Below are 23,148 nucleotides of genomic sequence, written 5' to 3'. Positions count from 1 at the left end.
AAGAAATATTAGTTGCAATTTGCAAATAATTTGTATATAAATAAATCAGAGGTGAAAACAATGGATAACGTGAGAGAATTGTTCCAAGTTATGACAAGGCGATTTGGTCTTTTAAATAAAAACTGTTGTCAAATAGGTGAAACTGAAATATCCCTTGTACAGAGTCATATCCTTTATGAAATACTCCGAAATGATAAACCTTCGATGCAACAGGTTGCTGATACTCTGGGGATGGATATAACTACTTTTAGTCGCCAAATACAAACACTAGTAAAGATGGAACTGGTAAAAAAATCGCCTCTTCCTGATGATAGACGTGTTTCAATACTTACTTTAACTACACAAGGAAATTATGTTGCTGCTAAAATTGATGCGGAAATGAATCAATACTTAAATGAAGTATTTTCACATATGAGCGAATTTGAACGCGAAATGGTTATTAAATCAGTCAAATTACTTAACGAAGCAATGTCAAAATCCACTGTTTGTTGTAAACCATTAATTTGAGCAAGCATCACTTGCTCTTTTAATTAAAATAATTACTTGCAAATTGCAAATAATCAAAAGGAGGGATTATTCTGTAGTCAATAAATTTTCAAATTGAACTAATTACTGTCACACTTTACCAGCTTTTCAAGCTTACCTGTTTTAATTTTTTAGTTCTATCATTAATAGGAGGGGATTCAACATGTTTAACGAGTATGGAGTATATCAAACCATGAAATTACGTCAGGAGGAAACGGAAATGAAAGCCCGAAATGCTTGGAAATTTGCAGACTTCCAAAAGGAAACATTTCTTGAAAAAGTCTTAAAGAAATGGAATGAAGGTCGACAGTCATCAAGAGTACAACCAAATTGCTGCAGTTGCGCTTGTTAAATCGTTGCTTAATGAATAAATCCAAATCATATTATTGATGATTAACCAAATTAAATTATTAGGGCAAAATTGAAATGAAATATGCACACGTTGGTCTTAATGTTACTAACCTAGGAAAGTCCATCGAGTTCTACAGCAGGCAAAAGAACTTGCTATGGAGCTACTTTTTCATTACAACATCGAAGAATACGGCTTACAAACATATCAGCAATTTTTAGCAGCATTTCATGAGCTAACAGATAAAATAAAAAAAGACCAGTAAAGGTCTTTTCTAACAGCATCTCCCCGTATTACCGATCATCGAAATCCCATAACCATTTCCACTTCGATCAAGGATAAGGTCTTCGGTGTTCTGTTCAATAATTGGGTCGATTGCTACTTTTATATCATTTATAGTGACGATGATATCGTCTGCTTCTGGCTCATCCAGAGCCAGTCCAATTATTGGCTGTCCTCAGCCAAAGCCATCAAAAAAGATACGAATATTTTTAGCATTCTCTTCTTTGAACATTTTTTTAAATTCATCACGTGCTTCATCAGTGATTTTCATGTCCATTCCCTCCTGCTTGTTTTACCTACTTATTTTAATCCACTTCTTTATAATAAAGTAATAAAATTGCTTAATAATTAAAGCCAGGAGAGTATAAAATCTCCTGGCTACTCAAATCCTCTTATTCACCAGTTTCAGCAAAACGCTTAATGCGATCTCCGATTTCATCTCGGACACGTTCGAAAAATGCCCATTTTTCTTCTTCAGTTCCTTCTGCCTTTGCAGGATCATCAAATCCCCAGTGCACTCGTTTTACATGAGGAGGAGTTACTGGGCAGTGATCTGCTGCATGTCCGCATAGCGTGACAACCAAATCAGCATTGTTTAAAATTTCAGGGTCGATAACATCAGATGTTTGGTTTGAAATATCGATGCCCGCTTCTTTCATTGCTTTTACAGCATTAGGGTTTAATCCATGAGCTTCAAGCCCAGCACTTTTCACTTCCCACTCATTACTAAGATGCTTTTTAGCCCAACCTTCTGCCATTTGGCTACGGCAAGAGTTCCCTGTACATAAGAAGTAAATTGTTTTTTTAGACATGATGTATTCTCCTTTATTTTTCGTGTAGTATTTTATAAATTACTGCCGCACAACTTGCTCCTAAAATCGTTGCGACAATATACACCCATAAATTTTGAGTTGTTCCTGATATTAGTGCTGGACCAATTGATCTAGCTGGGTTCATCGAGGCACCACTGATGGGACCTGCAAACATAGCTTCTAACCCCACGGTTGCGCCGATGGCGATTCCTGCAAAATCTTTTACAGCTTTCCCATGAACTGCTGAGCCGAAAATAACCATCATCAAGAAAAAAGTAAGGATAAATTCCAAAATAAACGATTGTTCCCATGATCCTCTTGGCAAGGTGGTACCTAATGAAGCAACATTTCCAAATAAACATAATAACGTTGCACTCGCTGCAATCCCTGCAATGACTTGAATAATAATATAATAAAGTGCTTCTCTTTTCTTTATATCTCCATGGACTAAAAATCCAATCGTAACAGCAGGATTAAAGTGCGCACCAGAAAGGTGACCGAAGGTGAAAATTAGTGCCATTACGACAAGTCCAAATGTAAGTGCTACACCTACATGCGTTAAACTTTTCGTAATGTTATCTATTACCACTGCACCCGTTCCAGCAAAAACAAGAAAGTAGGTTCCTAAAAATTCGCTGATTAATTTTTTATTCATTTCGTTTCATTTCCCCTTGATTTTCTTAACATCCGCATTGAAGCGTAGGATTGGCTTTTTCAATCATTTTGATATTATCTATCTGGTCTGGTACATGTTCCAAAATATCTTGTATTAGATCATATAACTCACTTTGCTGATTAAGGGAATAGTAAATCCATTGACCTCTTCGTTCTTCCTTTACCATATCTGCATCTTTTAATTTTCGAAGATGCTGACTAATGGATGGTTGGCTTATATCGAACACTTCTAGAAATTCACAAACGCAGCATTCTCGTTGTTTCAATATAGCAACAATTGTTAATCTTGTTTTATCGCCCAATAATTTTAAAATGTTTGCCGACCGCTCTAAGTCTGATTTCAACATGAAGAACACCTCCTCTTAATTTATATAAGTAAATAGTAATTTACTTATTTGTTTTACGTGAATAGAGTCAATTTATGTTCTTTACATACATAAAAGAAGTGCATATCTCCGTCATATAACTATTTGCTTATATATTAATTTAAAATATAACTGACTTCAAGAGCCGAATTGTAAAGATACTGTAAATATACAAAAGCCCATCTTTGGCACGACAGAAATTAGGCACGCCCCAAAAATAAGAAAAACCCTTGATATACAAGGGTTAATCATTTATTATCCGATAGAACCTTCCATCTCGAACTTGATCAGACGGTTCATTTCTACAGCGTATTCCATTGGTAATTCTTTTGTGAACGGCTCAATAAAGCCCATTACGATCATTTCTGTTGCTTCCTGTTCAGAAATACCACGGCTCATCAAGTAGAAAAGCTGTTCTTCAGATACTTTTGACACTTTCGCTTCGTGTTCAAGCGAAATATTGTCATTTAAGATTTCATTATATGGAATCGTATCAGAAGTAGATTGATTATCCATAATTAACGTATCACATTCGATATTGGCACGGGCTCCATCGGCTTTACGTCCGAATGAAACGACGCCGCGATAGGTTACCTTACCGCCGTGCTTTGAAATCGATTTTGATACGATCGTTGAAGAAGTGTTTGGAGCTAAGTGAATCATTTTTGCTCCTGCATCCTGGTGCTGACCTTTTCCTGCAATGGCGATCGATAATGTCATACCGCGGGCGCCTTCTCCTTTTAAAATAACGGCCGGGTATTTCATTGTTAGCTTCGAACCGATATTGCCATCGATCCATTCCATTGTTGCATTTTCTTCACAAACCGCACGCTTCGTAACAAGATTAAAGACATTATTCGCCCAGTTTTGAATCGTTGTATAACGGCAGTAAGCATCTTTTTTAATAATAATTTCAACAACGGCACTGTGTAAGGAATTCGTTGTATAAACCGGTGCAGTACAGCCTTCCACATAATGAACATGTGCGCCCTCATCAACGATGATGAGTGTCCGCTCAAATTGTCCCATATTTTCAGAGTTAATGCGGAAATATGCCTGTAATGGTGTATCCACCTTCACGCCTTTAGGAACATAGATGAAGGAGCCGCCTGACCATACGGCAGAGTTTAATGCAGCAAATTTGTTATCCGTTGGCGGTATAACCTTTGCCCAATGCTCGCGGAAGATGTCTTCGTTTTCCTTAAGAGCTGAATCAGTATCTTTAAAGACGATCCCTAATTCTTCAAGGTCTTCTTTCATGTTGTGGTATACAACCTCTGATTCATATTGAGCAGAAACCCCTGCAAGATACTTTTGCTCTGCTTCAGGAATTCCAAGCTTATCAAATGTTGCTTTAATTTCTTCAGGAACTTCATCCCAAGACTTTTCGGATTTCTCAGATGGTTTTACATAATACGTAATTTCATCAAAGTTTAATGATTTTAAATCTCCGCCCCATTGCGGCATTGGCATATTGTAGAAATGTTCTAATGATTTTAAGCGGAAGTCTAACATCCATTGCGGTTCATTCTTCAGCTTTGAAATTTCTTCAACAATTTCACGTGTTAAGCCACGCTTTGAACGGAATATGGAGACGTCCTTATCGGCAAAACCATATTTATAATCACCGATTTCCGGCATTTTTTTCGCCATTGTCGTGTTCCTCCTTTTTGGAGCGGAAGCGCCTTGTTCAGCCCCGTGAGTCTAGACGTGCCGGCTTGAAGGTTGCTTTTTAACCTTCAGGACGGATTGGCTTATGACCCGAGGGGCTAGGCGCTGGAGCTGGACATCAGACCATTCCAAAAACCGCTTCTTAGAATTTTATTGTTACTTCTCTTCCTGTAATCCTTTTTCCATTGCTTTCCACGCTAATGTCGCACATTTAATTCTTGCCGGAAACTTTGAAACACCTTGCAATGCTTCAATATCACCTAGATCAATATCATCCTCATAGGCTTTTCCTTGCATGATATCTGAAAAAATCTTCGACAACTTCAATGCCTCTTCTACTTTTCTCCCCTTTATCGCTTGGGTCATCATTGAAGCAGAGGACATTGATATGGAACAGCCTTCTCCCTCAAACCTTGCATTTGTCACCGTTCCATCTTCCACTTTCATCGTCAATTGAATACGGTCACCGCAAGTGGGATTATTCATATTGATCGTCAGACTGCCATCTTCGAGAACTCCTCGATTACGAGGATTTTTATAATGGTCCATAATAACCTGACGGTAGAGATTATCTAAATTATTAGAAGACATCGCTGAAATACTCCTTTGTTTTAACAAGCCCTTCAACAAGTTTATCAATATCTTCTTCCGTATTGTATAGGTAAAAGCTGGCACGCGCCGTAGCTGAGGCTTTCAACCATCTCATGAGCGGCTGTGCACAGTGATGTCCTGCCCTGACGGCAATCCCTTCTGCATCCAAAACTGTTGCCACATCATGCGGGTGAACATCATTTAAATTAAACGTAATGAGTCCTGCACGTTTTGCTGCGTCCAATGGACCATATACGGTTAACCCCGGAACGGAAGACATTTTATCTAATGCATAAGCAACAAGCTTATGTTCATGCTCGGCAATCGCATCAAGCCCGACTTCATTTAAAAAGTCAATGGCAGCACCAAGACCGACAGCACCTGCGATAATAGGTGTTCCACCTTCAAATTTCCACGGAAGCTCTTTCCATGTAGATTCGTACAATTGGACAAAATCAATCATTTCGCCGCCGAATTCAATTGGCTCCATATTTTCCAGTAAATGTTTTTTGCCATAGAGGACACCGATTCCTGTTGGACCGCACATTTTGTGACCGGAAAAAGCTAGAAAGTCGCAATCTAAATCCTGAACATCAATTTTCATATGCGGAGCACTTTGTGCACCATCGACTACCATAATCGCTCCGTTTTCATGGGCAATTTCTGCAATTTCTTTCACCGGATTAATGACGCCAAGGACGTTAGATACTTGCATGACCGAAACAATCCTTGTGTTTGTCGTAATCGTTGAACGTACATCATCAAGTGAAATCGTTCCATCCTCTTGAAGCGGAATGTATTTTAATTGAGCACCTGTCCGTTTGGCTACCTGCTGCCATGGAATAATATTACTGTGGTGCTCCATATAGGTAATAACGATTTCATCACCTGCTGATAAATTCGCTGCAGCATAGCTTGCCGCAACTGTATTTAATGCAGTCGTCGTTCCTCTTGTAAAAATAACTTCCTGCGTTGATTTCGCATTGATAAATTTACGAACCTTTTCCCTTGCCCCTTCGTAGGCATCCGTTGCTCTTGTTCCTAATGTATGAACACCGCGATGGACATTGGAATTGATTTCTTTATAATATTTTTCAATTGTTTCAATTACTTGGATTGGCTTTTGCGATGTCGCAGAGCTATCCAAATAGACGAGAGGCTTGCCATTAACTTCCTGATCTAAAATGGGAAACTGGTTACGAATATCCCGGATATTCATTATCGTACTTTCCTTTCAATCACTTCAGTTAATTGCTTTTTAACTCCTTCTATTGGAAGCTGGTTCACTACAGGTGCAAGGAAGCCATGAATAACTAATCGTTCTGCTTCCGCTTTCGGAATTCCGCGGCTCATTAGATAATAAAGCTGAACTTTATCTACACGGCCTACAGATGCAGCGTGACCTGCTGTTACATCATCTTCATCAATTAACAGAATTGGATTTGCATCACCGCGCGCTTTTTCACTAAGCATTAACACACGGGATTCTTGTTCTGCATTCGATTTTGTCGCCCCGTGTTCAATTTTACCAATCCCGTTAAAAATGGATGTGGCACTGTCTTTCATAACACCATGCTTCAGGATGTATCCTTCAGTATGTTTTCCGAAATGAACGACTTTTGTTGTGAAATTCTGTATTTGTTCACCGCGTCCCACCACAACCGTTTTTGTATCTCCAAAGGAGCCGTCGCCAACTAAATTAGTGGTATTTTCAGAAATCGTATTACCTTCATTCATTAAGCCAAGTGCCCATTCAATCCGGGCATCCCTTCCGGCTACACCGCGACGGTTCACATAGGTCGTAGTTCCTTTGGCAAGGTTATCAACAGCACCATATTGAACACGTGCATTGGTGTTTGCAATCACTTCTGTTGCAATATTATATACACTATTTACCACATCAAGCGTGGAAATATAGTTCTCAACATACGTAACCGAGCTATTATCATCAGCTACAACAATAACATGGTTGAATAGGGTAGCATCTGCATCGTCTTGTAAAAATACCGCTTGAATCGGTTCAGAAATTTCTACATTTTTCGGAACATATAAGAAAATTCCCCCATTAACAAGTGCTGCATGAAGGGCAGTCAAGCGATGTTCGTCCGCTTTAATGCTTTGAGTCATAAAATATTTTTTCAGCAGATCACCATGTTCGCGTGCTGCGGTAAAAATATCTGTAAAGATAACACCTTTACTTTTAAGGTCCTCTGTTAAGGTTAAAAATGCCGGTGTTTGATTACGTTGGATGTATACATTCTTATTACCTGACTCTACATCAATTAATGCTTTCACTTCTTCCGGCAGCTCTGAAAGAGATGTAAATGATGCACTATTTACATTATGACGGTTGAATTGTGTAAAATTCCATTTATCAATCTTAGTTTTATCAGGTCTCGGCATTGGCAATGTTTCAACATTGCCTAATGCAGTTAAACGAAGCTCCTGCAACCAGGAGGGTTCGCCCAATTCTTTTGAAAAGGAGCTAACATATTCCTTATCAAACGGTAATTTCGTTTCAATTGTCATAGTAATCCCTCCTAACTCTTACGCTTCTTGACCAACTGTTTCATCTTCAATTCCGAGTTCATTCTTGATCCAGTCATATCCTTCTGCTTCTAAACGTTGTGCAAGCTCAGGTCCGCCGGATTTAACAATACGTCCCTGCATCATTACATGGACATAGTCAGGAGTGATATAGTTTAAAAGACGTTGATAGTGGGTAATAACTAAGCAGCCGAATTCTTCGCCGCGCATTTCATTGATACCTTTGGAAACAACCTTTAAAGCATCAATATCTAATCCGGAGTCAATTTCATCCAGGATAGCAATTTTTGGTTCCAACATCATTAATTGTAGGATTTCGTTACGTTTTTTCTCCCCGCCGGAGAAGCCTTCATTTAAGTAACGCTGAGCCATATCAAGGTCCATTTCAAGAAATTCCATTTGCTTATCCATTTTACGGATAAACTTCATTAGCGAGATTTCATTTCCTTCGCCAAGACGGCTATTAAGAGCGGAACGCAAAAAGTCTGCATTTGTTACGCCGTTAATCTCACTTGGGTATTGCATCGCAAGGAAAAGACCTGCACGTGCCCGCTCATCTACTTCCATCTCAAGGACATTTTGTCCATCTAAAATAATATTCCCGCTTGTAACCTCATATTTTGGATGACCCATGATAGCAGAAGATAAAGTGGATTTACCGGTACCGTTTGGTCCCATGATAGCATGGATTTCTCCACCCTTTACTTCAAGGTTTACACCTTTTAAAATTTCTTTCCCATCAATTGCTACATGTAAATCTTTAATCGTTAAAGTTGATCCAGCCATATTTATACCTCCGAAAAGAAAGTTTTGTATCTTTGTAGACCATAAGTGGTCTCGATCTTATTCTCATTTTATTCTCATTACAATCTTATAACAAATGAAATGTATTAGCAACTCATAAACAGTGATAACTGGCTATGATTTTCACTAAATATAACCTAAATGAGAATGAGCTGATGATCCAAAGGGGTTTTTTTATATAAATTCAGATTTTTGTTTCTGTTATAGCACCTGGATAAACACTCGCTTTAAATCATACCTTACTTTTTTATCTTTTGCCAAGACTAACGGAGGTCCGAGTCTTATCTATTTTTACCCACAAAAATGCTTTCATGTATTTTCTATTTGTCTAAAGTAAGTTGGGCAATTTTTTAGATTTTAACTTACCTTTTTTCTTCCTATAATTAATAAGCAAAAAAGCAGGCGGGTGCCTGCTTTCTATCCTAATTTATTACTCAGAAACCGGAAGAACGGCCCCGTGATATTTTTGTTTAATCCAGTCTTGGATTTGTTTTGAATGAAGTACTTGAACAAGTGTTTTAATTGCTGGTTTGTTTTCGTCACCTTTACGAACTGTAATGATATTCACATAAGGTGATTTTGGATCACTTGGTTCATGTGCAATCGAATCTTTCATTGGGTCTAAACCATTATCAATTGCATAGTTAGAATTAATCAGAACGGCATCGCCTTCACCGTTTTTATAGATTTTTGGCAATAAAGCTGCTTCGTAATTAGCATCAAGTTTTAAGTTCTTTGGATTTGAAACAATATCTTTAATATCATACTGCTGCGGGTCAATTCCAGGTTTTAATTCGATCAAGCCCAACTTCTGAAGCATTAAAAGAAGACGAGGATGATCAGAAACGGAGTTGCTTATGATAATATGTGCACCATTTGGAAGATCTTTTAGGCTCTTATATTTCTTTGAATAAACACCGATCGGCTCAATATGGATTCCACCAGCGTTGGCAAACTTATAGCCGTTTTCCTTCATTTGCAAATTAAAGTAAGGAATCGTTTGGAAATAGTTTGCATCTATTTGGTTTGTAGCAAGAGCCTTGTTTGGCAAAATATAATCTTGGAATGTTACAATTTTTAAATTAATGCCTTTTTCCTTTAAAATTGGCTGTGCTTGCTTTAAAATCTCAGCATGCGGAACGTTGGAAGCTCCAACCGTTAATGTTACTTCTTTGTTACTCCCTTGCGATTTATCAGTTGATGATGATGAACCGCATGCGGCTAATACTAGTGCGAGTGATAAAGCTAAAACTAAACTTAACCATCTTTTCATGATAAACTCTCCTTTTTATCTTTTATCTATTTTAGAAGTGATTAAATCACCAATAAACTGAACGATAAATACAATAACTAAAATAATAACGGTTGCAACAATTGTAACGTCGTTTTGATTTCGCTGGAAGCCTTCAAGATAAGCCAGGTTTCCAAGACCGCCAGCGCCGATTACTCCGGCCATTGCTGTGTAACCAATAAGTGCAATCGACGTAACTGTGATTCCAGAAACAAGGGCTGGCATCGATTCCGGAAGAAGCACCTTCCAAATAATCGTACTTGTGGTTGCTCCCATTGATTTAGCAGCTTCAATAACCCCTTTATCAATTTCTCTAAGGCCAATCTCCACCATTCTTGCATAAAACGGTGCGGCTCCTATAATCAATGCCGGCAATGCTGCATTTTCCCCAATCATAGATCCTACTAATAACATTGTTAACGGGATTAATAGCACAATTAAAATAATAAACGGAATGGACCGAAAAATATTAACAAAAGCACTGATTACTGTATTAACCGGCTTATTTTCCCACATATTTCCTTTCGTTGTAAGGAATAGCAATAAACCAAGAATAATACCTAAAATAAAGGTCGCCAAAACTGAAATACCAGTCATATAAAGGGTTTGTACAGTGGCCTCCCACATTGCCTGCCAATCAATATCCTTGAAATAACCATTACCCATTTGAAACCACCTCCACTCCAACCTGCTGCGTTCGAATGAAGTCGACGGCTTTATTGACTTCTGCACTGTCACCATCAAGATGAATAAAGAGGGTACCATATGAACCACTTTGGGTTTGTGAAATTTTGCCCTGCAAAATATTTACCGTAACTTTATAGTGCCGGATGAGGTTGGTTATTACTGGCTGTTCGGCCGATTCTCCAATAAAGGTCAACTGTACAACCTGTCCTGAATGGTAGCGCTCAAGCAAATGCTCTGCCGTTTCTTTTGTTTCTTCCGGCTCTGTCACCTGCTGAACAAATCGTTTCGTGATTGGCTGCTGCGGGTTTTTAAACACATCTAAAACCGATCCGAGTTCTACGATTTTCCCGCCTTCCATTACTGCAACGCGATGGCAAATTTTCCTTATAACATGCATTTCGTGGGTTATCAAGACAATTGTTAGTCCAAGCCGTTTGTTAATATCCACTAACAATTCCAAAATCGAATCCGTCGTTTGCGGATCAAGTGCAGAGGTTGCTTCATCACAAAGTAAAACCTTAGGATTATTAGCCAGCGCTCTGGCAATCCCCACTCGTTGCTTTTGACCGCCGCTTAGCTGTGACGGATAGGCATTTTCCCTTCCCTCTAAGCCGACCAGTTTAATAAGCTCATTAACCTTTTTAGTCCGCTCCGGACCTTTAACACCGGCAATTTCCAATGGGAAAGCGATATTTTCTCTTACAGTCCTTGACCAAAGTAAATTAAAATGTTGAAAAATCATACTAATTTCTTGGCGTGCTTTTCGTAAGTCCCTGCCTTTAATCCTAGAAATCACCCGTCCCGCTACTGTTATGGAACCTTCAGTCGGAAGCTCCAGCCCGTTTAACATTCGAATTAACGTACTCTTTCCTGCTCCGCTATATCCAATTACCCCGAAAATTTCACCTTCATTGATTTCCAGGTTCACATCATCTACCGCTTTTAGCTGCCCCTGTTTAGAAGGATAAAACTTTTGGACATTTTTGATTGATATCATTGGCTCACCTACTTTTTACTCAATTTACCTGGAATTTCATCATAATTCCAAAAATTCCGACCGCTTTTCATCACTTAAATATAGGTTTTGACTATTTAAAGTAAAACATTCTATTATTTTAGAAAAATAAAAAGCCTTTCTGCACAGGCAGAAAGGCATTATTAAAATAGTCCTTTCTCCCATCTCCCAAAGCAAATGCTTTGTGTGAATTGGCACCATTTCAATAAAAATTGACGGTTGCCGGGCTTCATAGGGCACATCCCTCCACCTCTCTCGATAAGAGCTTTTCGCATCTATATTCAATTAACACATTAAATGATTTAAGCAATTATTTTATTACAAAAGCTATCGTAACATGGATAAAAAGAGGTGTCAACGAAATCTTCTACATTTTTCGCACTATTCTTCTTGGGGAATTTTGGGTATCTTCAGTAAACCTGTGCTCTTTAAATGATTTGATCAAGCTCTTCTCCTACTTTTGTTAAATAAAAAATAGATTCCAGCATTAAAATAGTTCGAAACGGGGCCGTTACCTTTAGTTGGCCACTCTTTACGAGGAAGCGTAATTTCTCCTTCCCTCCAAGCAATTGTTTGATTGCAACTGCGTCTCCATCAATCTTACATGAAAGGAATTTCTCCCTGATATCATGAAGCCATGAAAATTCTCCGTTTATTAAAGCAATAGGGACCGTTTCAGGGCCGCAAACAAAATGAATCATTAATTTATCTGTACTTTGTATTAATTGAAGAACATGCTTCCGCTCATTAATAGTCTGAAGAAAGGTTTGAATCGTGTCGATCATATCCACCACTCCAGTCTCTTTGGCTTATACTTTTATATTCAGCAAATGGACTTGATTTCCTTTTATATTTGTTCGACAAAAAAAACAGACACCATTTTAGCATCTGTTTTACAATAACTGTTCTTTTATTTTCTCCAACAAATATGGAACGGAATGAACCGCATAAACCATTTCTAACACTTCGCCGTTCTTAACAAACAGTAAACAAGGAACACTTTCGACAGCGAAGCCTTTAGCAAAATCAGGGTAGTAGTTTAAGTTCATTTTACCTATCTCAACATTGACCATTTCCCTGATTATTTCGAGCATCCTGGAGGCGACCTGACATGTCCCGCATAAAGGTGTATAAAAATAAACGATTCCAGGCGATTTACTTTCAATAAATGATACTAACTCTTCTCTTGTCCATTCTTTCATCTTTGAAGGCTCAACAATTCTCTAAATATTGGGTATGAACGTCGATATTCGCACTTAAGAGAACAGTAGCAAGGTGTTTTACCGGAGCTGTCGCTACCTCCCGATACATCCGATCAATATATAAGTGCTCTGCATGGGGGAACTCCCGTTTAAACTGCTTGCGGAGCTTTTCGCCTGCTTCGTCCGCATCTACAAGAATATAGACCTCTTTGTCCTCAAGGAAATCGATCAATTCATCTAATTTTGTGATACTGATCGTTCCATTTGTACAGATGATTTCAACAGGTTCCTTTACAATACTCTTTACCTTTTTTTTATCTGACTTACCTTCGACAATAAGAACTTTGTCAACATACGAATCATTCATATTCGATCACCTATGAAAAGAAGTTGTTTGTTTTCTGTTAACATATTCCAAAATTTCAATAACGTGTGCCTTCTTATTTGTATGTTAACTATATCATTATTGTTTTTTTAAGAATAGGGATTTGCTTGTTATCGGATTTGTTATATCCCATTAAACTTTTTAGCTTTATCACATTTTATTAAAGCATGCCCTATAATAGGACAAGAAAAAGTGGTAAATACAAGAAAAGCGGAAGCGCCCGTTAAGCGACGTATGGACTGAAGAGCTCCGAACGAGATAAAGGAAACACGGAGAGCGGAGCGATTCGATGTTGACTTATCGTAAGGAGGAGCACGAAGTACACTAGTCGCTGGGCGCTGGAGCTGGACAATTCTCCGGGAATATAAAAAGCACCTTGAAAACAGGTGCTTTTTGAATTCGTATTTAGTCTTCTTTAATCATTTCTTCATATTGCTCAGCAGTCATTAATTTATCCAATTCGCTGCTGTCAGATACTTCAATAACAATCATCCATGCTTTTTCATATGGAGATTCGTTTACAAACTCAGGGCTGTCACTTAATTCTTCGTTAACTTCGACAACCTTTCCGCTAACAGGAGCATAAAGCTCGGAAACCGTTTTAACAGATTCAACACTGCCAAATGGCTCGTCTGCAGTTACTTCATCGCCCACTTCCGGAAGCTCAACAAATACGATATCTCCTAGTTCGTGCTGTGCAAAGTGAGTAATTCCAACACGCACTTTTTCTCCTTCAGCTTTTACCCATTCATGTTCCTCTGAATACCGTAAATCCTGTGGTGTAGCCATAAAAAAATCCCTCCATAAATTTAATAAAAATCTATCATCGATAAAATCGATTACCCATATGTAAGAAGTTGAAGCGCAGTGTGATTAAAGCTCTACAGCCACTTTTCCTCGTACTCAGCTTCTTTAAAGCCCACTGTTACTTTTTCACCATCCGTTAAAATCGGTCTCTTTATTAACATTCCGTCTGATGCAAGTAAGTCGAGGAGCTCATCATCTGTAGCTGACTTCATTTTATCCTTTATACCTAATTCACGGTATTTTAAACCGCTCGTATTAAAGAATTTTTTTAAATCCAAGCCGCTTTTTTGATAAAATTCCTTTAATTCCTCACGTGAGGGGGGATTCTCAACAATATGTATATCTTTGTAGGAAAGATGATGAGCATCCAGCCATTTCTTTGCATTTCGACATGTTCCGCATTTTGGATACCAGTAAAAAGTCAGAGACATCTGTTTCACCTACCAATCAGTAACGTTACCTATCAAATGAATAGTATCATATCAATGTCGAAATTCCTAACAGGAGGACACGACAAAAATAACGTTCATTAGAAAACTTTCGACTCCATTTGCAAAAATCCTTCTCGTTTTCCTAATTATTTTTCTATATAAATAATTAAGAGGCTGACCAAATGAGCCAGCCTCCATGAAAATTAAACAATATATCGTTCTGCCTCAATTAATACATCTGCCGCTTCACGTTTTTTCGCAATCACGTTAACTGGCGTATGACGTGTAAATTTGCGAAGAGCGGACATCATCATGCGAAGTGTATCCCCATGTTCTACTGCAACTAATGTTTCTTTTGCATCCTGTTCGATTTGGTTAAAGGCTTCCTGACAGAAGATTTGTGTATAAAGAAGCTTTTGCTTACTCTTTTCGAGGCCGGCTTTTGCAATTGCCTTTTCTGTGCGTAACACAACAGATTCCATAGCATAGGCATTGGCAACAATATCCGCGATGTTAACAAAGATTTCCTGTTCTTTTTCAATCGCCTTGCCATATTTTTGTGCGGCCAATCCGGCAGCAAGCAAGCCAATTTTCTTCGCATTTTTCACTAAATATTTTTCTTGTGCTAGTGGCTCATCACCTGGCTCTTCAGGCATAAGCATCATTAGTTCTTCTTGAAGGGCCATCGCTTTTTGGAATAACGGAAGCTCACCCTTCATCGCTTTTCGCAAATAGGTTCCTAGCACTAAGAGACGGTTAATTTCATTTGTTCCTTCGAAAATACGGTTAATGCGGGAATCACGGTACGCTCTTTCAATTGCATACTCCTGCATAAATCCATAGCCACCATGAATTTGTACACCTTCATCGACAACATAATCTAATACTTCACTATTAAAGAATTTATTTAACGAACATTCGATGGCATATTCGGCAATGGAGCCGGCAACCTTTTTAATATCTTTTGCTTCTTCATTTGTAAGCTGGCCTTGATTATCCTCAAATAATCCAATGGTACGGTATACGGAGCTTTCAGCTGCATAAATCTTTGATGCCATTGTCCCGAACTTTTCTTTTGTTAAATTAAACTGGGCAATTGGCGTTTTGAATTGCTTACGGCCGTTTGCATATTTTACCGTTAGTTCGAATGCGTTTTTAGATCCGCCAACAGCGCCAACAGCGAGCTTATAACGGCCAATGTTTAAGATATTAAAGGCAATCACATGGCCCTTACCAAATTCACCGAGAAGATTTTCCACAGGAACCTGGACATCTTCTAAAATTAGTGTACGGGTAGAAGAGCTCTTAATCCCCATTTTCTTCTCTTCAGCTCCGGTAGAAACTCCGGAGAACTCTCTTTCAACAATGAATGCAGTGAAGTGCTCGCCATCAACCTTTGCATAAACGACAAAAACATCAGCAAAGCCTGCGTTGGTGATCCATTGCTTTTCACCATTTAGGATATAGTGTGTACCCGCAGCATTTAGTCTGGCTGTTGTTTTCGCACCGAGGGCATCAGAGCCTGAACCCGGCTCAGTCAAAGCATAAGCAGCAAGTTTTTCACCTGAAGCAAGCTCAGGCAAATATTTTCTTTTTTGATCATCGTTGCCGAATAAAACAATTGGCAGGGAACCGATTCCGACGTGAGCACCGTAAGAAAGTGAGAAACCGCCGGCCTTTGACATTTTTTCTGTAATCAAAGAAGAGGTAATTTTATCTAAACCTAATCCATCAAACTCTTCAGGTACATCAGCTGCTAATAGACCAAGCTCACCCATTTCCTTTAAAAGCTTAACAGTACGATCAAATTCATGGTGTTCTAAATGTTCGATCTGCGGAATAACTTTGTTTTCAACAAAGTCTTCGGCAGTTTTTCCAATCATGATGTGCTCATCAGAAAAGTCTTCCGGTGTAAAAACACGGTCATATGAAATATCTTCAATTAAAAAGCTTCCGCCTTTAATAATTTTTTCAGTTTGATTTGTCATTACTATTTCCTCCTATCAAAATTTCCTCTTGTTAGGGGCCTATTAAAAACGCCCCTAATTTTTCCTATAGAAGTTCAAATACCCCGGCTGCACCCATACCGCCGCCAATACACATTGTGACAACACCAAATTGTTCATTTCTCCGTTTTAACTCATGAATGAGTGACAATGTAAGCTTGGCGCCTGTACAGCCTAGCGGATGTCCGAGAGCGATTGCGCCGCCGTTTACATTTACTTTCTCTTCATTTAAGCCAAGTTCGCGAATAACCTGAATCGATTGTGATGCAAAGGCTTCATTTAATTCGAACAAGTTAATATCGGAAAGTTCTAAACTGGCGAGCTTCACTGCTTTCGGTACGGCGACAACAGGGCCGACACCCATGATTTCCGGTGGAACACCGCCAACAGCAAAGGATCTGAACTTTGCTAACGGCTTAAGGCCGAGTGATTCTGCTTTTTCACGATCCATTACCATCACAGCTGCAGCCCCGTCACTTGTTTGTGATGCATTTCCTGCCGTAACAGAGCCTGTTACGGAGAAGGCCGGGCGGAGCTTTGCCAGTGATTGAAGGTTGGTATCCGGGCGAACACCTTCATCCTGTGCAAATTGAATCGTCTTTTCTACGAGTTTATTGTTATTTCCAACAGAGCGGATTGTTACCTCTACCGGTACAATTTCATCCACGAATTTCCCTTCTTGGATCGCCTTAGCAGCACGCCGGTGGCTTCTCACTGCAAATGCATCCTGTTCTTCGCGGGAAATGCCGTATTTCTTCGCGACTTCTTCAGCAGTATGGCCCATTCCCATATAATATTGCGGCGCAGTCTCAGCCAACTTTACATTTGGACGAACGACATGACCCATCATTGGGATAAGGCTCATCGACTCAGCTCCGCCGGCGATCGCCGTATCCGTGTGACCAAGCATAATTCCCTGTGCAGCATAAGCAATTGCCTGCAGTCCTGAAGAACAGAAACGATTTATAGTTATCGCTGGGACGGTATATGGAAGTCCTGCCAAGGCACCAATATTATGTGCCATGTTATTCCCCTGTTCCGCTTCAGGCATTGCACAGCCGATGATTAAATCATCGATATTTCCTTCATAATTTCCGGCACGCTTTAATGTTTCCTTTACAACCAATGCCCCCAAATCATCAGGGCGAACATGGGCAAGCGTTCCTTTCTTTGCTTTACCTACCGGAGTCCGAGCACCTGCCACGATTACCGCTTCTCTCATTTCTTTCCCTCGCTTTCTCTTAAACTATTATGTTAATTTCTTAATGGTTTTCCTTTAACAAGCATATGCTGCATCCGCTGCTGTGATTTTGGTTCAGCAACAAGACTTAAAAATGCTTCTCTTTCCAAATCCAATAAATATTGTTCATCGACTTCCGTTCCAAATGGCACTTTGCCGCCTGCAATGACATATGCAAGCTTTTTGGCAATTTTTAAATCATGTTGCGAAATATAGCCTGACAAGAACATTGCTTCAGCACCAAGTAACAAAGTTGCATACCCGGTTTCACCAACCACCGGTACCTTCGAACGGACTCTTGGTTTAAAGCCTTTTTCATGTAAAGAAAGAACAGCCTGTTTGGCATCATAGAGCTGGTGGTCGCTATTAACACTGATTCCATCAGCAAAATCTAAAAAATTATTCTCGCGCGCTTCATCTCCTGAGGTAGATACCTTTGCAGTGGCAATGGTTTCAAATACCTTATTGGCGACATTTTGCAGATCAAATTGAACTCCATTCGGGAAGCTTTCCAAATGTTTAATATAAAGCTCCTTGTTACCCCCGCCGCCGGGAATTAAACCAACACCCACTTCGACAAGTCCCATATATGTTTCTGCAGAAGCTTGAATATGTGCCGCCGGTAAACATATCTCTGCGCCTCCGCCAAGCGTCATCGCGAACGGTGCAGCTACAATCGGCTTGGAGCTGTATTTAACTTTCAGCATTGCCTGATGGAAATGACGAACAACCATATCAAGTTCATAAACATTGTCGTCCTGTGCTTCCATTAAAATCATGGCAAGATTAGCACCAACACAGAAATTTTTTCCTTGATTGCCGATGACAAGTCCCTTGTAGTTTTTCTCTACCTCATCCACTGCGAAGTTAATCATTTGCAAAATATCGAAACCGATTGCATTATTGGGCGAATGGAATTCAAGAAGGGCAACCCCGTCACCTATGTCAATAAGGCTGGCACCACTGTTCTTTTTAATGACGCCTTTTTGTTTCTTTAATTGGTTAAGATTAATCACCTTTGGATTGAACTCCACCGGTTTGAATTCACCTTCGTCATAGAAATAGAGCTCATTGTTTTCTTCTTTATAAAAAGAAGCAACGCCCTTTTCAAGCATTTCCGTAACCAGGACAGGAACTTCTAATCCCGATTCTTTCATTTTTTGAACTGATTTTTCAACGCCAATGGCATCCCATGTTTCAAAAGGACCCATCTCCCAGCCGAAGCCCCACTTCAATGCACGATCGATGGCAACAATATCGTCAGCAATTTCGCCTAGCAGCTGTGCTGAGTAGACTAGAACCGGGCTTAAGATGTTCCATAATAATTCGCCGGCTCGGTCATTTGCGTATACAAGCGCTTTCAATTTATTGGCCGTGCCTTTTTCCTGTTTGCTAAGCTCGACTGCAGGTGTTGAAAGCTTTTTACACGGACCATATTCTAATGTTGTTGGATCCAATTCAAGAATTTCTTTTCCTTTTTTCATGAAAAATCCTTGCCCGGATTTGCTTCCGAGCCAGCCTTTTTCCACCATTGCTTTGATAAAGGAAGGGACTTCAAAAACTTCCTTCTCTTTGCCTTCTACTTTTTCATACACATTGTTTGCCACATGAAAGAACGTATCCAATCCAACCACATCAAGTGTTCGGAAAGTTGCACTTTTAGCACGGCCAATTAACGGTCCGGTAATGGAATCTACCTCGCCGGCACTATAGCCGCCCTTTAGCATTTCCCTGACAGTAACAAGAAGACCGTAGGTGCCGATTCGGTTCGCAATAAAGTTCGGCGTATCCTTCGCTACGACAACACCTTTTCCCAGGACATCTTCACCAAAAGTTTTCATGAAAGCGAGAACTTCTGGATCTGTGTATTGAGTTGGGATTACTTCAAGCAATTTTAAGTAACGTGGAGGATTAAAAAAATGGGTGCCAAGAAAGTGCTTTTTAAAGTCATCCGATCTTCCTTCGACCATTGCTTCAACGGAAATTCCTGAAGTATTAGAGCTAATGATGCTGCCCTGTTTACGATATCGGTCAACTTTTTCAAATACTTGTTTTTTAACATTTAAGTTTTCAACTACGACTTCAATGACCCAGTCAACATCGTTTAATTTGTTAAGATCGTCTTCCAGGTTCCCCGCTTCAATAAGCGCTAAGTTTTTTTTCACTGTTAATGGTGCAGGTTTTTGCTTCAATAATTTTTGTATAGACGTTTGACTGATACGATTACGCACGAGTTTGTCTTCTAGTGTAAGTCCTTTTGCATTTTCATCTTCGGTTAATTCACGCGGGACAATATCCAACAATAAAGTTGGTATTCCTATGTTTGCTAAATGAGCCGCAATCCCCGATCCCATTACGCCTGATCCTAGAACAGCTGCTTTTTTAATAAGTTGGTTCAACATTGTCTCCCCCTTCGACACTTTGAATGAATACTCATTCATTTTTATGCCAAAAAATTTTGCTCATGAATGAGTCCTGTTACTATTAACTATAAAATATTTTGAAAATTTGTGCAATCAATAAAAGCGGAATTTTAAATATTTTTTGAACTTTAATTTCTCTAACATAAATTTTTTTGGTTGGGCATCCTATTATCGAGGTGATCATGATGGGAAAAATGAAGAAGGACCCTTCGAAAGCAGGAATTAGTGCGGCAAGTGTGGAAGGCAACGCCGGTCCTGATGGTGAAAGGGATCGCGGCGGAAAAAAGAACAGCCAAAATAATCAGTTTAAGAAAAGTTAACAGGAAAAGCGGAAGCGTCCGTTAAGCGAAGTCCACTGGGCGCTGAAGCTGGACAATTCTCAAAGAAGAAAATTTTATACTTTCTTATTTTGTAGGCTATGTTAAAGCTCGTTGTTGATTTTGTTCACTATGTTGATTGGAGCGGAAGGCGCGAGACTCCTCGAAAATGCTATCGCATTTTCTTCGTGCGGTGAGTATTCGTGGAAGCCTATTCAAAGTCCTGCGGGAAAAGCGTGTCAAGGGAGACCCCGCAGGCGCGTTATGCGCCGAGGAGGCTCCCTGACCGCCCGCGGAAAGCGAGTGCCTAGAGCGGAAATCAACAGGCAAGTTTAACATAGCCATTTTGTAAAAAATGAAACAGGAGGGTTACACATGCAGCAACAAAATATGAATATGCAAAATCAACAAGGAATGATGCAACAGCCTCCGGGAATCATTTCAACAAAAGATTCCCTTTATCTTACAGATATGATGTCATGGAATTTACTTTCTGCTAAAAAAGCAAACTTTTTTGCCCAACAATGCCAGGATCCGCAAATAAAAGCAGAAGCTGAAAAATGCAGTCAGATGCACCAACGGCACTATCAGCAACTGCTCAATCACTTAGGTCAACACGCGAACAGTCAGCAGCCTTTAAATAATATGCAATAAGAAAAGCGGAAGCGTCCGTGAATGCTGGCGCTAGACAAATTTTAAGGAGAGAGTCACCATGAACCAATTCCAAAATCAGCAAAAAATTCAGAACCAGGAAACACAAGTGCCAAAAACTCCGCAAATGAATGATCGTGATTTTATCAATGACTTATTGACAACAGAAAAATACATGACGACATCTTACAGCATGGCTTTGCATGAAGCAAGCCACCAAGGATTATACAACGATATCCTTAACATTTTTACGGAAACAGAAAAATGCCAACGCGATCTTTATGATTTGATGTTTAAAAAAGGCTGGTATTCCATCGAGGCCGCCGACCAACAAAAACTGCAGCAATCTTATCAGCAGTTTCAGGGATATACGAATCAGCTTCCTACCGGGGGAACAGTACAATAATACAAAAACCGAGGGCATCGAAGCCTTCGGTTTTTGTGTTCTTTTATGTAAAAATTCTATTTATTTTTGCGATGTTGTTCATTTAACTGTTTAATTTCATTAATAATAACCTTTAATTCGTCCTTTGCCTCCGGATACAGCCCATTCCAATGTTTGATTAATGCAGGCATAGACTTTGCGATATGGGAGTATAACGCCCAGGCCTTCACTTTTTCCTTTGTTTCCTCACTACTATCACCGACAAGGAGCTCACTGTATTTTTCAAGTAATGCCTCGAACTGCTGAACAAACTCTTTCTCCATCATGACACCCTCCATATTGGGCAATTTGACTTGTGGCACGTTTTCTCATCGTTTGCCGTTTTTTTGTCGATATATCTCTGAAAATTGTTGATATTACAAAATGAAAGTAAGAAGAGCGTTGGCAAAGCCCGCGCTCTTCTTACTTTATGCACTTGTTGAGAACATATATTTTTTGTAATGGTAGCGAATGGAGAAAATTAACCCCAGCCCCATCATATTCCCCATTAACGAACTACCGCCATAGCTAATAAACGGCAATGGGATACCGGTAATCGGTAAAACCCCAATCGTCATCCCGATATTTTGGAATACGTGGAAAGTGATCATGCTGATAACCCCTACACAAATATAGGTATAAAAATTATTCTTGGTTTCCATACCTACCTTAGTAATGTGGTAAATCAACAAGAAAAATAAACTAATTAACACACTTGCACCAATAAAGCCAAATTCTTCACCAACAACACTAAAAATAAAGTCGGTTTGGCTTTCTGGCAAGTATATTTCCCGACGCATAAATCCTTTACCGCCTGTCATTCCTGAACCTATTGCCAGCAAGGACTTAGTTAACTGATACCCTTCTGAACTTTGATAATTATATGGGTCCAGCCAGGAATAGATCCGGCCAAATTGATATTGTTTTACCCCTAAATATTTTTCAAGCAGATCAGGTTTTACTAGAACGAAATAAAAAATAACGGTAATCAACGATACCCCGACAGAAAAAATCGGTACAAGCAATTTCCAGGTGATCCCTGAAATAAAAATCATCCCTAACAAAATTGCGATGAAAACGAGACCCGTACCTAAATCCGGCTGTTTCATGATAAGGGCTAATGGAACCATTGTCACAAGGCCCAGCTTTGTCAAAAGCCACAAATCAGTTTGAACCGTTTTAACTGTGTTTTTTTGATGATGATCATCAATGACTCTTGCAAGAGTCAAAATAATAAATACTTTGACAAACTCCGATGGCTGCAACGATCCCATGGCAGGAACCTTAAACCAGCTCTTCGCTCCATTGATAACGGGAGCAATACTTGCAGGTGCGACAAGCAATAGCCCAAGCAGGAAGATACCAAATCCATAAGCATACCAGGCCAGTTTTTTTAATTGGTCAGAATCCAGGGTCATTATCCCGGCAACAAGACCTGCACTCACTCCATACCAAAGAATCTGCTTTACCAAAAAGTTTTCTTTGTATTGTCCTGTTGTTTGCGCACTATAAATAGCGACACAGCTCGCCAAAAATAGTAGTAACAAAATAAAAACAAGACTGTAATCAAGTTTAGAAGTTGTATTGTTATTTGAAGTCATGCTCATTCTATCTCCTTTAATGTAACAAACCAATAAAAGCACCTGTA

General features: G+C 39.4%; 26 protein-coding genes and 1 riboswitch. Of the genes, 5 read left to right on the top strand and 21 right to left on the bottom strand.

Annotated features, from left to right (window positions below):
* Positions 1-60: 60 nt before the first annotated feature.
* Both AC3ANV_RS04365 and AC3ANV_RS04360 read left to right on the top strand, forming a co-directional pair.
* Positions 61-507: a MarR family winged helix-turn-helix transcriptional regulator gene (locus AC3ANV_RS04365; RefSeq protein WP_488312449.1), complete on the top strand. Its 447-nt coding sequence runs from the start codon at positions 61-63 to the stop codon at positions 505-507.
* Between the two features lie 181 nt (positions 508-688).
* Positions 689-877, top strand: coding sequence for a hypothetical protein (locus tag AC3ANV_RS04360; RefSeq protein ID WP_488312448.1), 189 nt, complete (start codon positions 689-691; stop codon positions 875-877).
* A 671-nt stretch (positions 878-1,548) separates the two neighbouring features.
* On the opposite strand, the gene arsC is transcribed toward AC3ANV_RS04360, so the two are convergent.
* The 19 genes from arsC to AC3ANV_RS04265 form a co-directional block, all read right to left on the bottom strand.
* Entirely contained in the window at positions 1,549-1,968 is a 420-nt protein-coding gene (gene arsC, locus AC3ANV_RS04355; protein ID WP_488312447.1) for an arsenate reductase (thioredoxin), read from the bottom strand.
* A 13-nt stretch (positions 1,969-1,981) separates the two neighbouring features.
* Positions 1,982-2,623 carry an MIP family channel protein gene (locus tag AC3ANV_RS04350; RefSeq protein WP_488312446.1) on the bottom strand — a complete coding sequence of 214 codons (642 nt, stop codon included), beginning with the start codon at positions 2,621-2,623 and terminating at the stop codon, positions 1,982-1,984.
* 25 nt (positions 2,624-2,648) lie between these two features.
* Positions 2,649-2,990, bottom strand: coding sequence for an ArsR/SmtB family transcription factor (locus tag AC3ANV_RS04345; protein WP_488312445.1), 342 nt, complete (start codon positions 2,988-2,990; stop codon positions 2,649-2,651).
* Between the two features lie 273 nt (positions 2,991-3,263).
* Positions 3,264-4,661, bottom strand: a complete 1,398-nt coding sequence (gene sufB / locus AC3ANV_RS04340; RefSeq protein WP_488312444.1) for a Fe-S cluster assembly protein SufB — start codon at positions 4,659-4,661, stop codon at positions 3,264-3,266.
* Positions 4,662-4,835: 174 nt separating this feature from the next.
* Positions 4,836-5,270, bottom strand: a complete 435-nt coding sequence (sufU, locus tag AC3ANV_RS04335; protein ID WP_488312443.1) for a Fe-S cluster assembly sulfur transfer protein SufU — start codon at positions 5,268-5,270, stop codon at positions 4,836-4,838.
* Entirely contained in the window at positions 5,260-6,489 is a 1,230-nt protein-coding gene (locus AC3ANV_RS04330) for a cysteine desulfurase (RefSeq protein WP_488312442.1), read from the bottom strand. Before AC3ANV_RS04330 ends, sufU begins: the two co-directional genes overlap by 11 nt.
* Positions 6,489-7,799, bottom strand: coding sequence for a Fe-S cluster assembly protein SufD (gene sufD, locus AC3ANV_RS04325; protein WP_488312441.1), 1,311 nt, complete (start codon positions 7,797-7,799; stop codon positions 6,489-6,491). Before sufD ends, AC3ANV_RS04330 begins: the two co-directional genes overlap by 1 nt.
* Positions 7,800-7,817: 18 nt before the next feature.
* The gene (gene sufC, locus AC3ANV_RS04320) at positions 7,818-8,603 is read right to left on the bottom strand and encodes a Fe-S cluster assembly ATPase SufC (protein ID WP_488312440.1); all 786 of its coding nucleotides are present in this window, start codon (positions 8,601-8,603) and stop codon (positions 7,818-7,820) included.
* A gap of 448 nt (positions 8,604-9,051) precedes the next feature.
* Positions 9,052-9,894 (bottom strand): MetQ/NlpA family ABC transporter substrate-binding protein, encoded by an 843-nt coding sequence (locus AC3ANV_RS04315; protein ID WP_488312439.1) that lies wholly within the window; start codon positions 9,892-9,894, stop codon positions 9,052-9,054.
* Positions 9,895-9,909: 15 nt separating this feature from the next.
* Complete coding sequence (locus AC3ANV_RS04310; protein ID WP_488312438.1) at positions 9,910-10,578, bottom strand: methionine ABC transporter permease; 669 nt, start codon at positions 10,576-10,578, stop codon at positions 9,910-9,912.
* On the bottom strand, positions 10,571-11,596 hold the full coding sequence (locus tag AC3ANV_RS04305; RefSeq protein WP_488312437.1) for a methionine ABC transporter ATP-binding protein: 1,026 nt from the start codon (positions 11,594-11,596) through the stop codon (positions 10,571-10,573). The genes AC3ANV_RS04310 and AC3ANV_RS04305 overlap by 8 nt, the downstream gene beginning before the upstream one ends.
* 176 nt (positions 11,597-11,772) lie before the next feature.
* Positions 11,773-11,879, bottom strand: a riboswitch (SAM riboswitch).
* 163 nt (positions 11,880-12,042) lie between these two features.
* Positions 12,043-12,399, bottom strand: coding sequence for a hypothetical protein (locus tag AC3ANV_RS04300; protein ID WP_488312436.1), 357 nt, complete (start codon positions 12,397-12,399; stop codon positions 12,043-12,045).
* Positions 12,400-12,507: 108 nt separating this feature from the next.
* Positions 12,508-12,816, bottom strand: coding sequence for a thioredoxin family protein (locus AC3ANV_RS04295; RefSeq protein WP_488312435.1), 309 nt, complete (start codon positions 12,814-12,816; stop codon positions 12,508-12,510).
* A gap of 10 nt (positions 12,817-12,826) precedes the next feature.
* Complete coding sequence (locus tag AC3ANV_RS04290; RefSeq protein WP_307407244.1) at positions 12,827-13,183, bottom strand: toprim domain-containing protein; 357 nt, start codon at positions 13,181-13,183, stop codon at positions 12,827-12,829.
* 423 nt (positions 13,184-13,606) lie between these two features.
* Positions 13,607-13,990, bottom strand: a complete 384-nt coding sequence (gcvH, locus tag AC3ANV_RS04285; RefSeq protein WP_488312434.1) for a glycine cleavage system protein GcvH — start codon at positions 13,988-13,990, stop codon at positions 13,607-13,609.
* A 92-nt stretch (positions 13,991-14,082) separates the two neighbouring features.
* Positions 14,083-14,439 (bottom strand): arsenate reductase family protein, encoded by a 357-nt coding sequence (locus AC3ANV_RS04280; RefSeq protein WP_488312433.1) that lies wholly within the window; start codon positions 14,437-14,439, stop codon positions 14,083-14,085.
* A gap of 203 nt (positions 14,440-14,642) precedes the next feature.
* Positions 14,643-16,427, bottom strand: a complete 1,785-nt coding sequence (locus AC3ANV_RS04275) for an acyl-CoA dehydrogenase family protein (RefSeq protein ID WP_488312432.1) — start codon at positions 16,425-16,427, stop codon at positions 14,643-14,645.
* A 64-nt stretch (positions 16,428-16,491) separates the two neighbouring features.
* Positions 16,492-17,667: an acetyl-CoA C-acetyltransferase gene (locus AC3ANV_RS04270; RefSeq protein WP_488312431.1), complete on the bottom strand. Its 1,176-nt coding sequence runs from the start codon at positions 17,665-17,667 to the stop codon at positions 16,492-16,494.
* Positions 17,668-17,699: 32 nt separating this feature from the next.
* Positions 17,700-20,087 (bottom strand): 3-hydroxyacyl-CoA dehydrogenase/enoyl-CoA hydratase family protein, encoded by a 2,388-nt coding sequence (locus AC3ANV_RS04265; RefSeq protein WP_488312430.1) that lies wholly within the window; start codon positions 20,085-20,087, stop codon positions 17,700-17,702.
* A 206-nt stretch (positions 20,088-20,293) separates the two neighbouring features.
* Here AC3ANV_RS04265 and AC3ANV_RS04260 point away from each other — a divergent pair, with 206 nt between their 5' ends.
* From AC3ANV_RS04260 to AC3ANV_RS04250, 3 genes are all read left to right on the top strand, one after another.
* On the top strand, positions 20,294-20,428 hold the full coding sequence (locus AC3ANV_RS04260) for a YuzL family protein (RefSeq protein ID WP_488314132.1): 135 nt from the start codon (positions 20,294-20,296) through the stop codon (positions 20,426-20,428).
* Between the two features lie 372 nt (positions 20,429-20,800).
* Complete coding sequence (locus tag AC3ANV_RS04255; RefSeq protein WP_488312429.1) at positions 20,801-21,079, top strand: hypothetical protein; 279 nt, start codon at positions 20,801-20,803, stop codon at positions 21,077-21,079.
* A gap of 58 nt (positions 21,080-21,137) precedes the next feature.
* Entirely contained in the window at positions 21,138-21,482 is a 345-nt protein-coding gene (locus AC3ANV_RS04250) for a spore coat protein (protein ID WP_488312428.1), read from the top strand.
* Between the two features lie 56 nt (positions 21,483-21,538).
* On the opposite strand, the gene AC3ANV_RS04245 is transcribed toward AC3ANV_RS04250, so the two are convergent.
* Together AC3ANV_RS04245 and rodA are read right to left on the bottom strand one after the other, a co-directional pair.
* The gene (locus tag AC3ANV_RS04245) at positions 21,539-21,784 is read right to left on the bottom strand and encodes a YusU family protein (RefSeq protein WP_488314131.1); all 246 of its coding nucleotides are present in this window, start codon (positions 21,782-21,784) and stop codon (positions 21,539-21,541) included.
* A 144-nt stretch (positions 21,785-21,928) separates the two neighbouring features.
* Entirely contained in the window at positions 21,929-23,101 is a 1,173-nt protein-coding gene (rodA, locus tag AC3ANV_RS04240; protein ID WP_488314130.1) for a rod shape-determining protein RodA, read from the bottom strand.
* Positions 23,102-23,148 lie beyond the last annotated feature (47 nt).

The organism is Neobacillus sp. DFD-2R (genome assembly GCF_057747865.1).
The sequence above is the reverse complement of the archived record's forward strand: the minus strand, read 5'-3'. Positions and strand labels throughout refer to the sequence as shown.

What these genes read in the sequence shown, in the direction of transcription:
- AC3ANV_RS04365 (WP_488312449.1), top strand. Translation starts at nt 61, where the DNA reads ATGGATAACGTGAGAGAATTGTTCCAAGTTATGACAAGGCGATTTGGT.
- AC3ANV_RS04360 (WP_488312448.1), top strand. Translation starts at nt 689, where the DNA reads ATGTTTAACGAGTATGGAGTATATCAAACCATGAAATTACGTCAGGAG.
- arsC (WP_488312447.1), bottom strand. Translation starts at nt 1,968, where the DNA reads ATGTCTAAAAAAACAATTTACTTCTTATGTACAGGGAACTCTTGCCGT.
- AC3ANV_RS04350 (WP_488312446.1), bottom strand. Translation starts at nt 2,623, where the DNA reads ATGAATAAAAAATTAATCAGCGAATTTTTAGGAACCTACTTTCTTGTT.
- AC3ANV_RS04345 (WP_488312445.1), bottom strand. Translation starts at nt 2,990, where the DNA reads ATGTTGAAATCAGACTTAGAGCGGTCGGCAAACATTTTAAAATTATTG.
- sufB (WP_488312444.1), bottom strand. Translation starts at nt 4,661, where the DNA reads ATGGCGAAAAAAATGCCGGAAATCGGTGATTATAAATATGGTTTTGCC.
- sufU (WP_488312443.1), bottom strand. Translation starts at nt 5,270, where the DNA reads ATGTCTTCTAATAATTTAGATAATCTCTACCGTCAGGTTATTATGGAC.
- AC3ANV_RS04330 (WP_488312442.1), bottom strand. Translation starts at nt 6,489, where the DNA reads ATGAATATCCGGGATATTCGTAACCAGTTTCCCATTTTAGATCAGGAA.
- sufD (WP_488312441.1), bottom strand. Translation starts at nt 7,799, where the DNA reads ATGACAATTGAAACGAAATTACCGTTTGATAAGGAATATGTTAGCTCC.
- sufC (WP_488312440.1), bottom strand. Translation starts at nt 8,603, where the DNA reads ATGGCTGGATCAACTTTAACGATTAAAGATTTACATGTAGCAATTGAT.
- AC3ANV_RS04315 (WP_488312439.1), bottom strand. Translation starts at nt 9,894, where the DNA reads ATGAAAAGATGGTTAAGTTTAGTTTTAGCTTTATCACTCGCACTAGTA.
- AC3ANV_RS04310 (WP_488312438.1), bottom strand. Translation starts at nt 10,578, where the DNA reads ATGGGTAATGGTTATTTCAAGGATATTGATTGGCAGGCAATGTGGGAG.
- AC3ANV_RS04305 (WP_488312437.1), bottom strand. Translation starts at nt 11,596, where the DNA reads ATGATATCAATCAAAAATGTCCAAAAGTTTTATCCTTCTAAACAGGGG.
- AC3ANV_RS04300 (WP_488312436.1), bottom strand. Translation starts at nt 12,399, where the DNA reads ATGATCGACACGATTCAAACCTTTCTTCAGACTATTAATGAGCGGAAG.
- AC3ANV_RS04295 (WP_488312435.1), bottom strand. Translation starts at nt 12,816, where the DNA reads ATGAAAGAATGGACAAGAGAAGAGTTAGTATCATTTATTGAAAGTAAA.
- AC3ANV_RS04290 (WP_307407244.1), bottom strand. Translation starts at nt 13,183, where the DNA reads ATGAATGATTCGTATGTTGACAAAGTTCTTATTGTCGAAGGTAAGTCA.
- gcvH (WP_488312434.1), bottom strand. Translation starts at nt 13,990, where the DNA reads ATGGCTACACCACAGGATTTACGGTATTCAGAGGAACATGAATGGGTA.
- AC3ANV_RS04280 (WP_488312433.1), bottom strand. Translation starts at nt 14,439, where the DNA reads ATGTCTCTGACTTTTTACTGGTATCCAAAATGCGGAACATGTCGAAAT.
- AC3ANV_RS04275 (WP_488312432.1), bottom strand. Translation starts at nt 16,427, where the DNA reads ATGACAAATCAAACTGAAAAAATTATTAAAGGCGGAAGCTTTTTAATT.
- AC3ANV_RS04270 (WP_488312431.1), bottom strand. Translation starts at nt 17,667, where the DNA reads ATGAGAGAAGCGGTAATCGTGGCAGGTGCTCGGACTCCGGTAGGTAAA.
- AC3ANV_RS04265 (WP_488312430.1), bottom strand. Translation starts at nt 20,087, where the DNA reads ATGTTGAACCAACTTATTAAAAAAGCAGCTGTTCTAGGATCAGGCGTA.
- AC3ANV_RS04260 (WP_488314132.1), top strand. Translation starts at nt 20,294, where the DNA reads ATGGGAAAAATGAAGAAGGACCCTTCGAAAGCAGGAATTAGTGCGGCA.
- AC3ANV_RS04255 (WP_488312429.1), top strand. Translation starts at nt 20,801, where the DNA reads ATGCAGCAACAAAATATGAATATGCAAAATCAACAAGGAATGATGCAA.
- AC3ANV_RS04250 (WP_488312428.1), top strand. Translation starts at nt 21,138, where the DNA reads ATGAACCAATTCCAAAATCAGCAAAAAATTCAGAACCAGGAAACACAA.
- AC3ANV_RS04245 (WP_488314131.1), bottom strand. Translation starts at nt 21,784, where the DNA reads ATGGAGAAAGAGTTTGTTCAGCAGTTCGAGGCATTACTTGAAAAATAC.
- rodA (WP_488314130.1), bottom strand. Translation starts at nt 23,101, where the DNA reads ATGACTTCAAATAACAATACAACTTCTAAACTTGATTACAGTCTTGTT.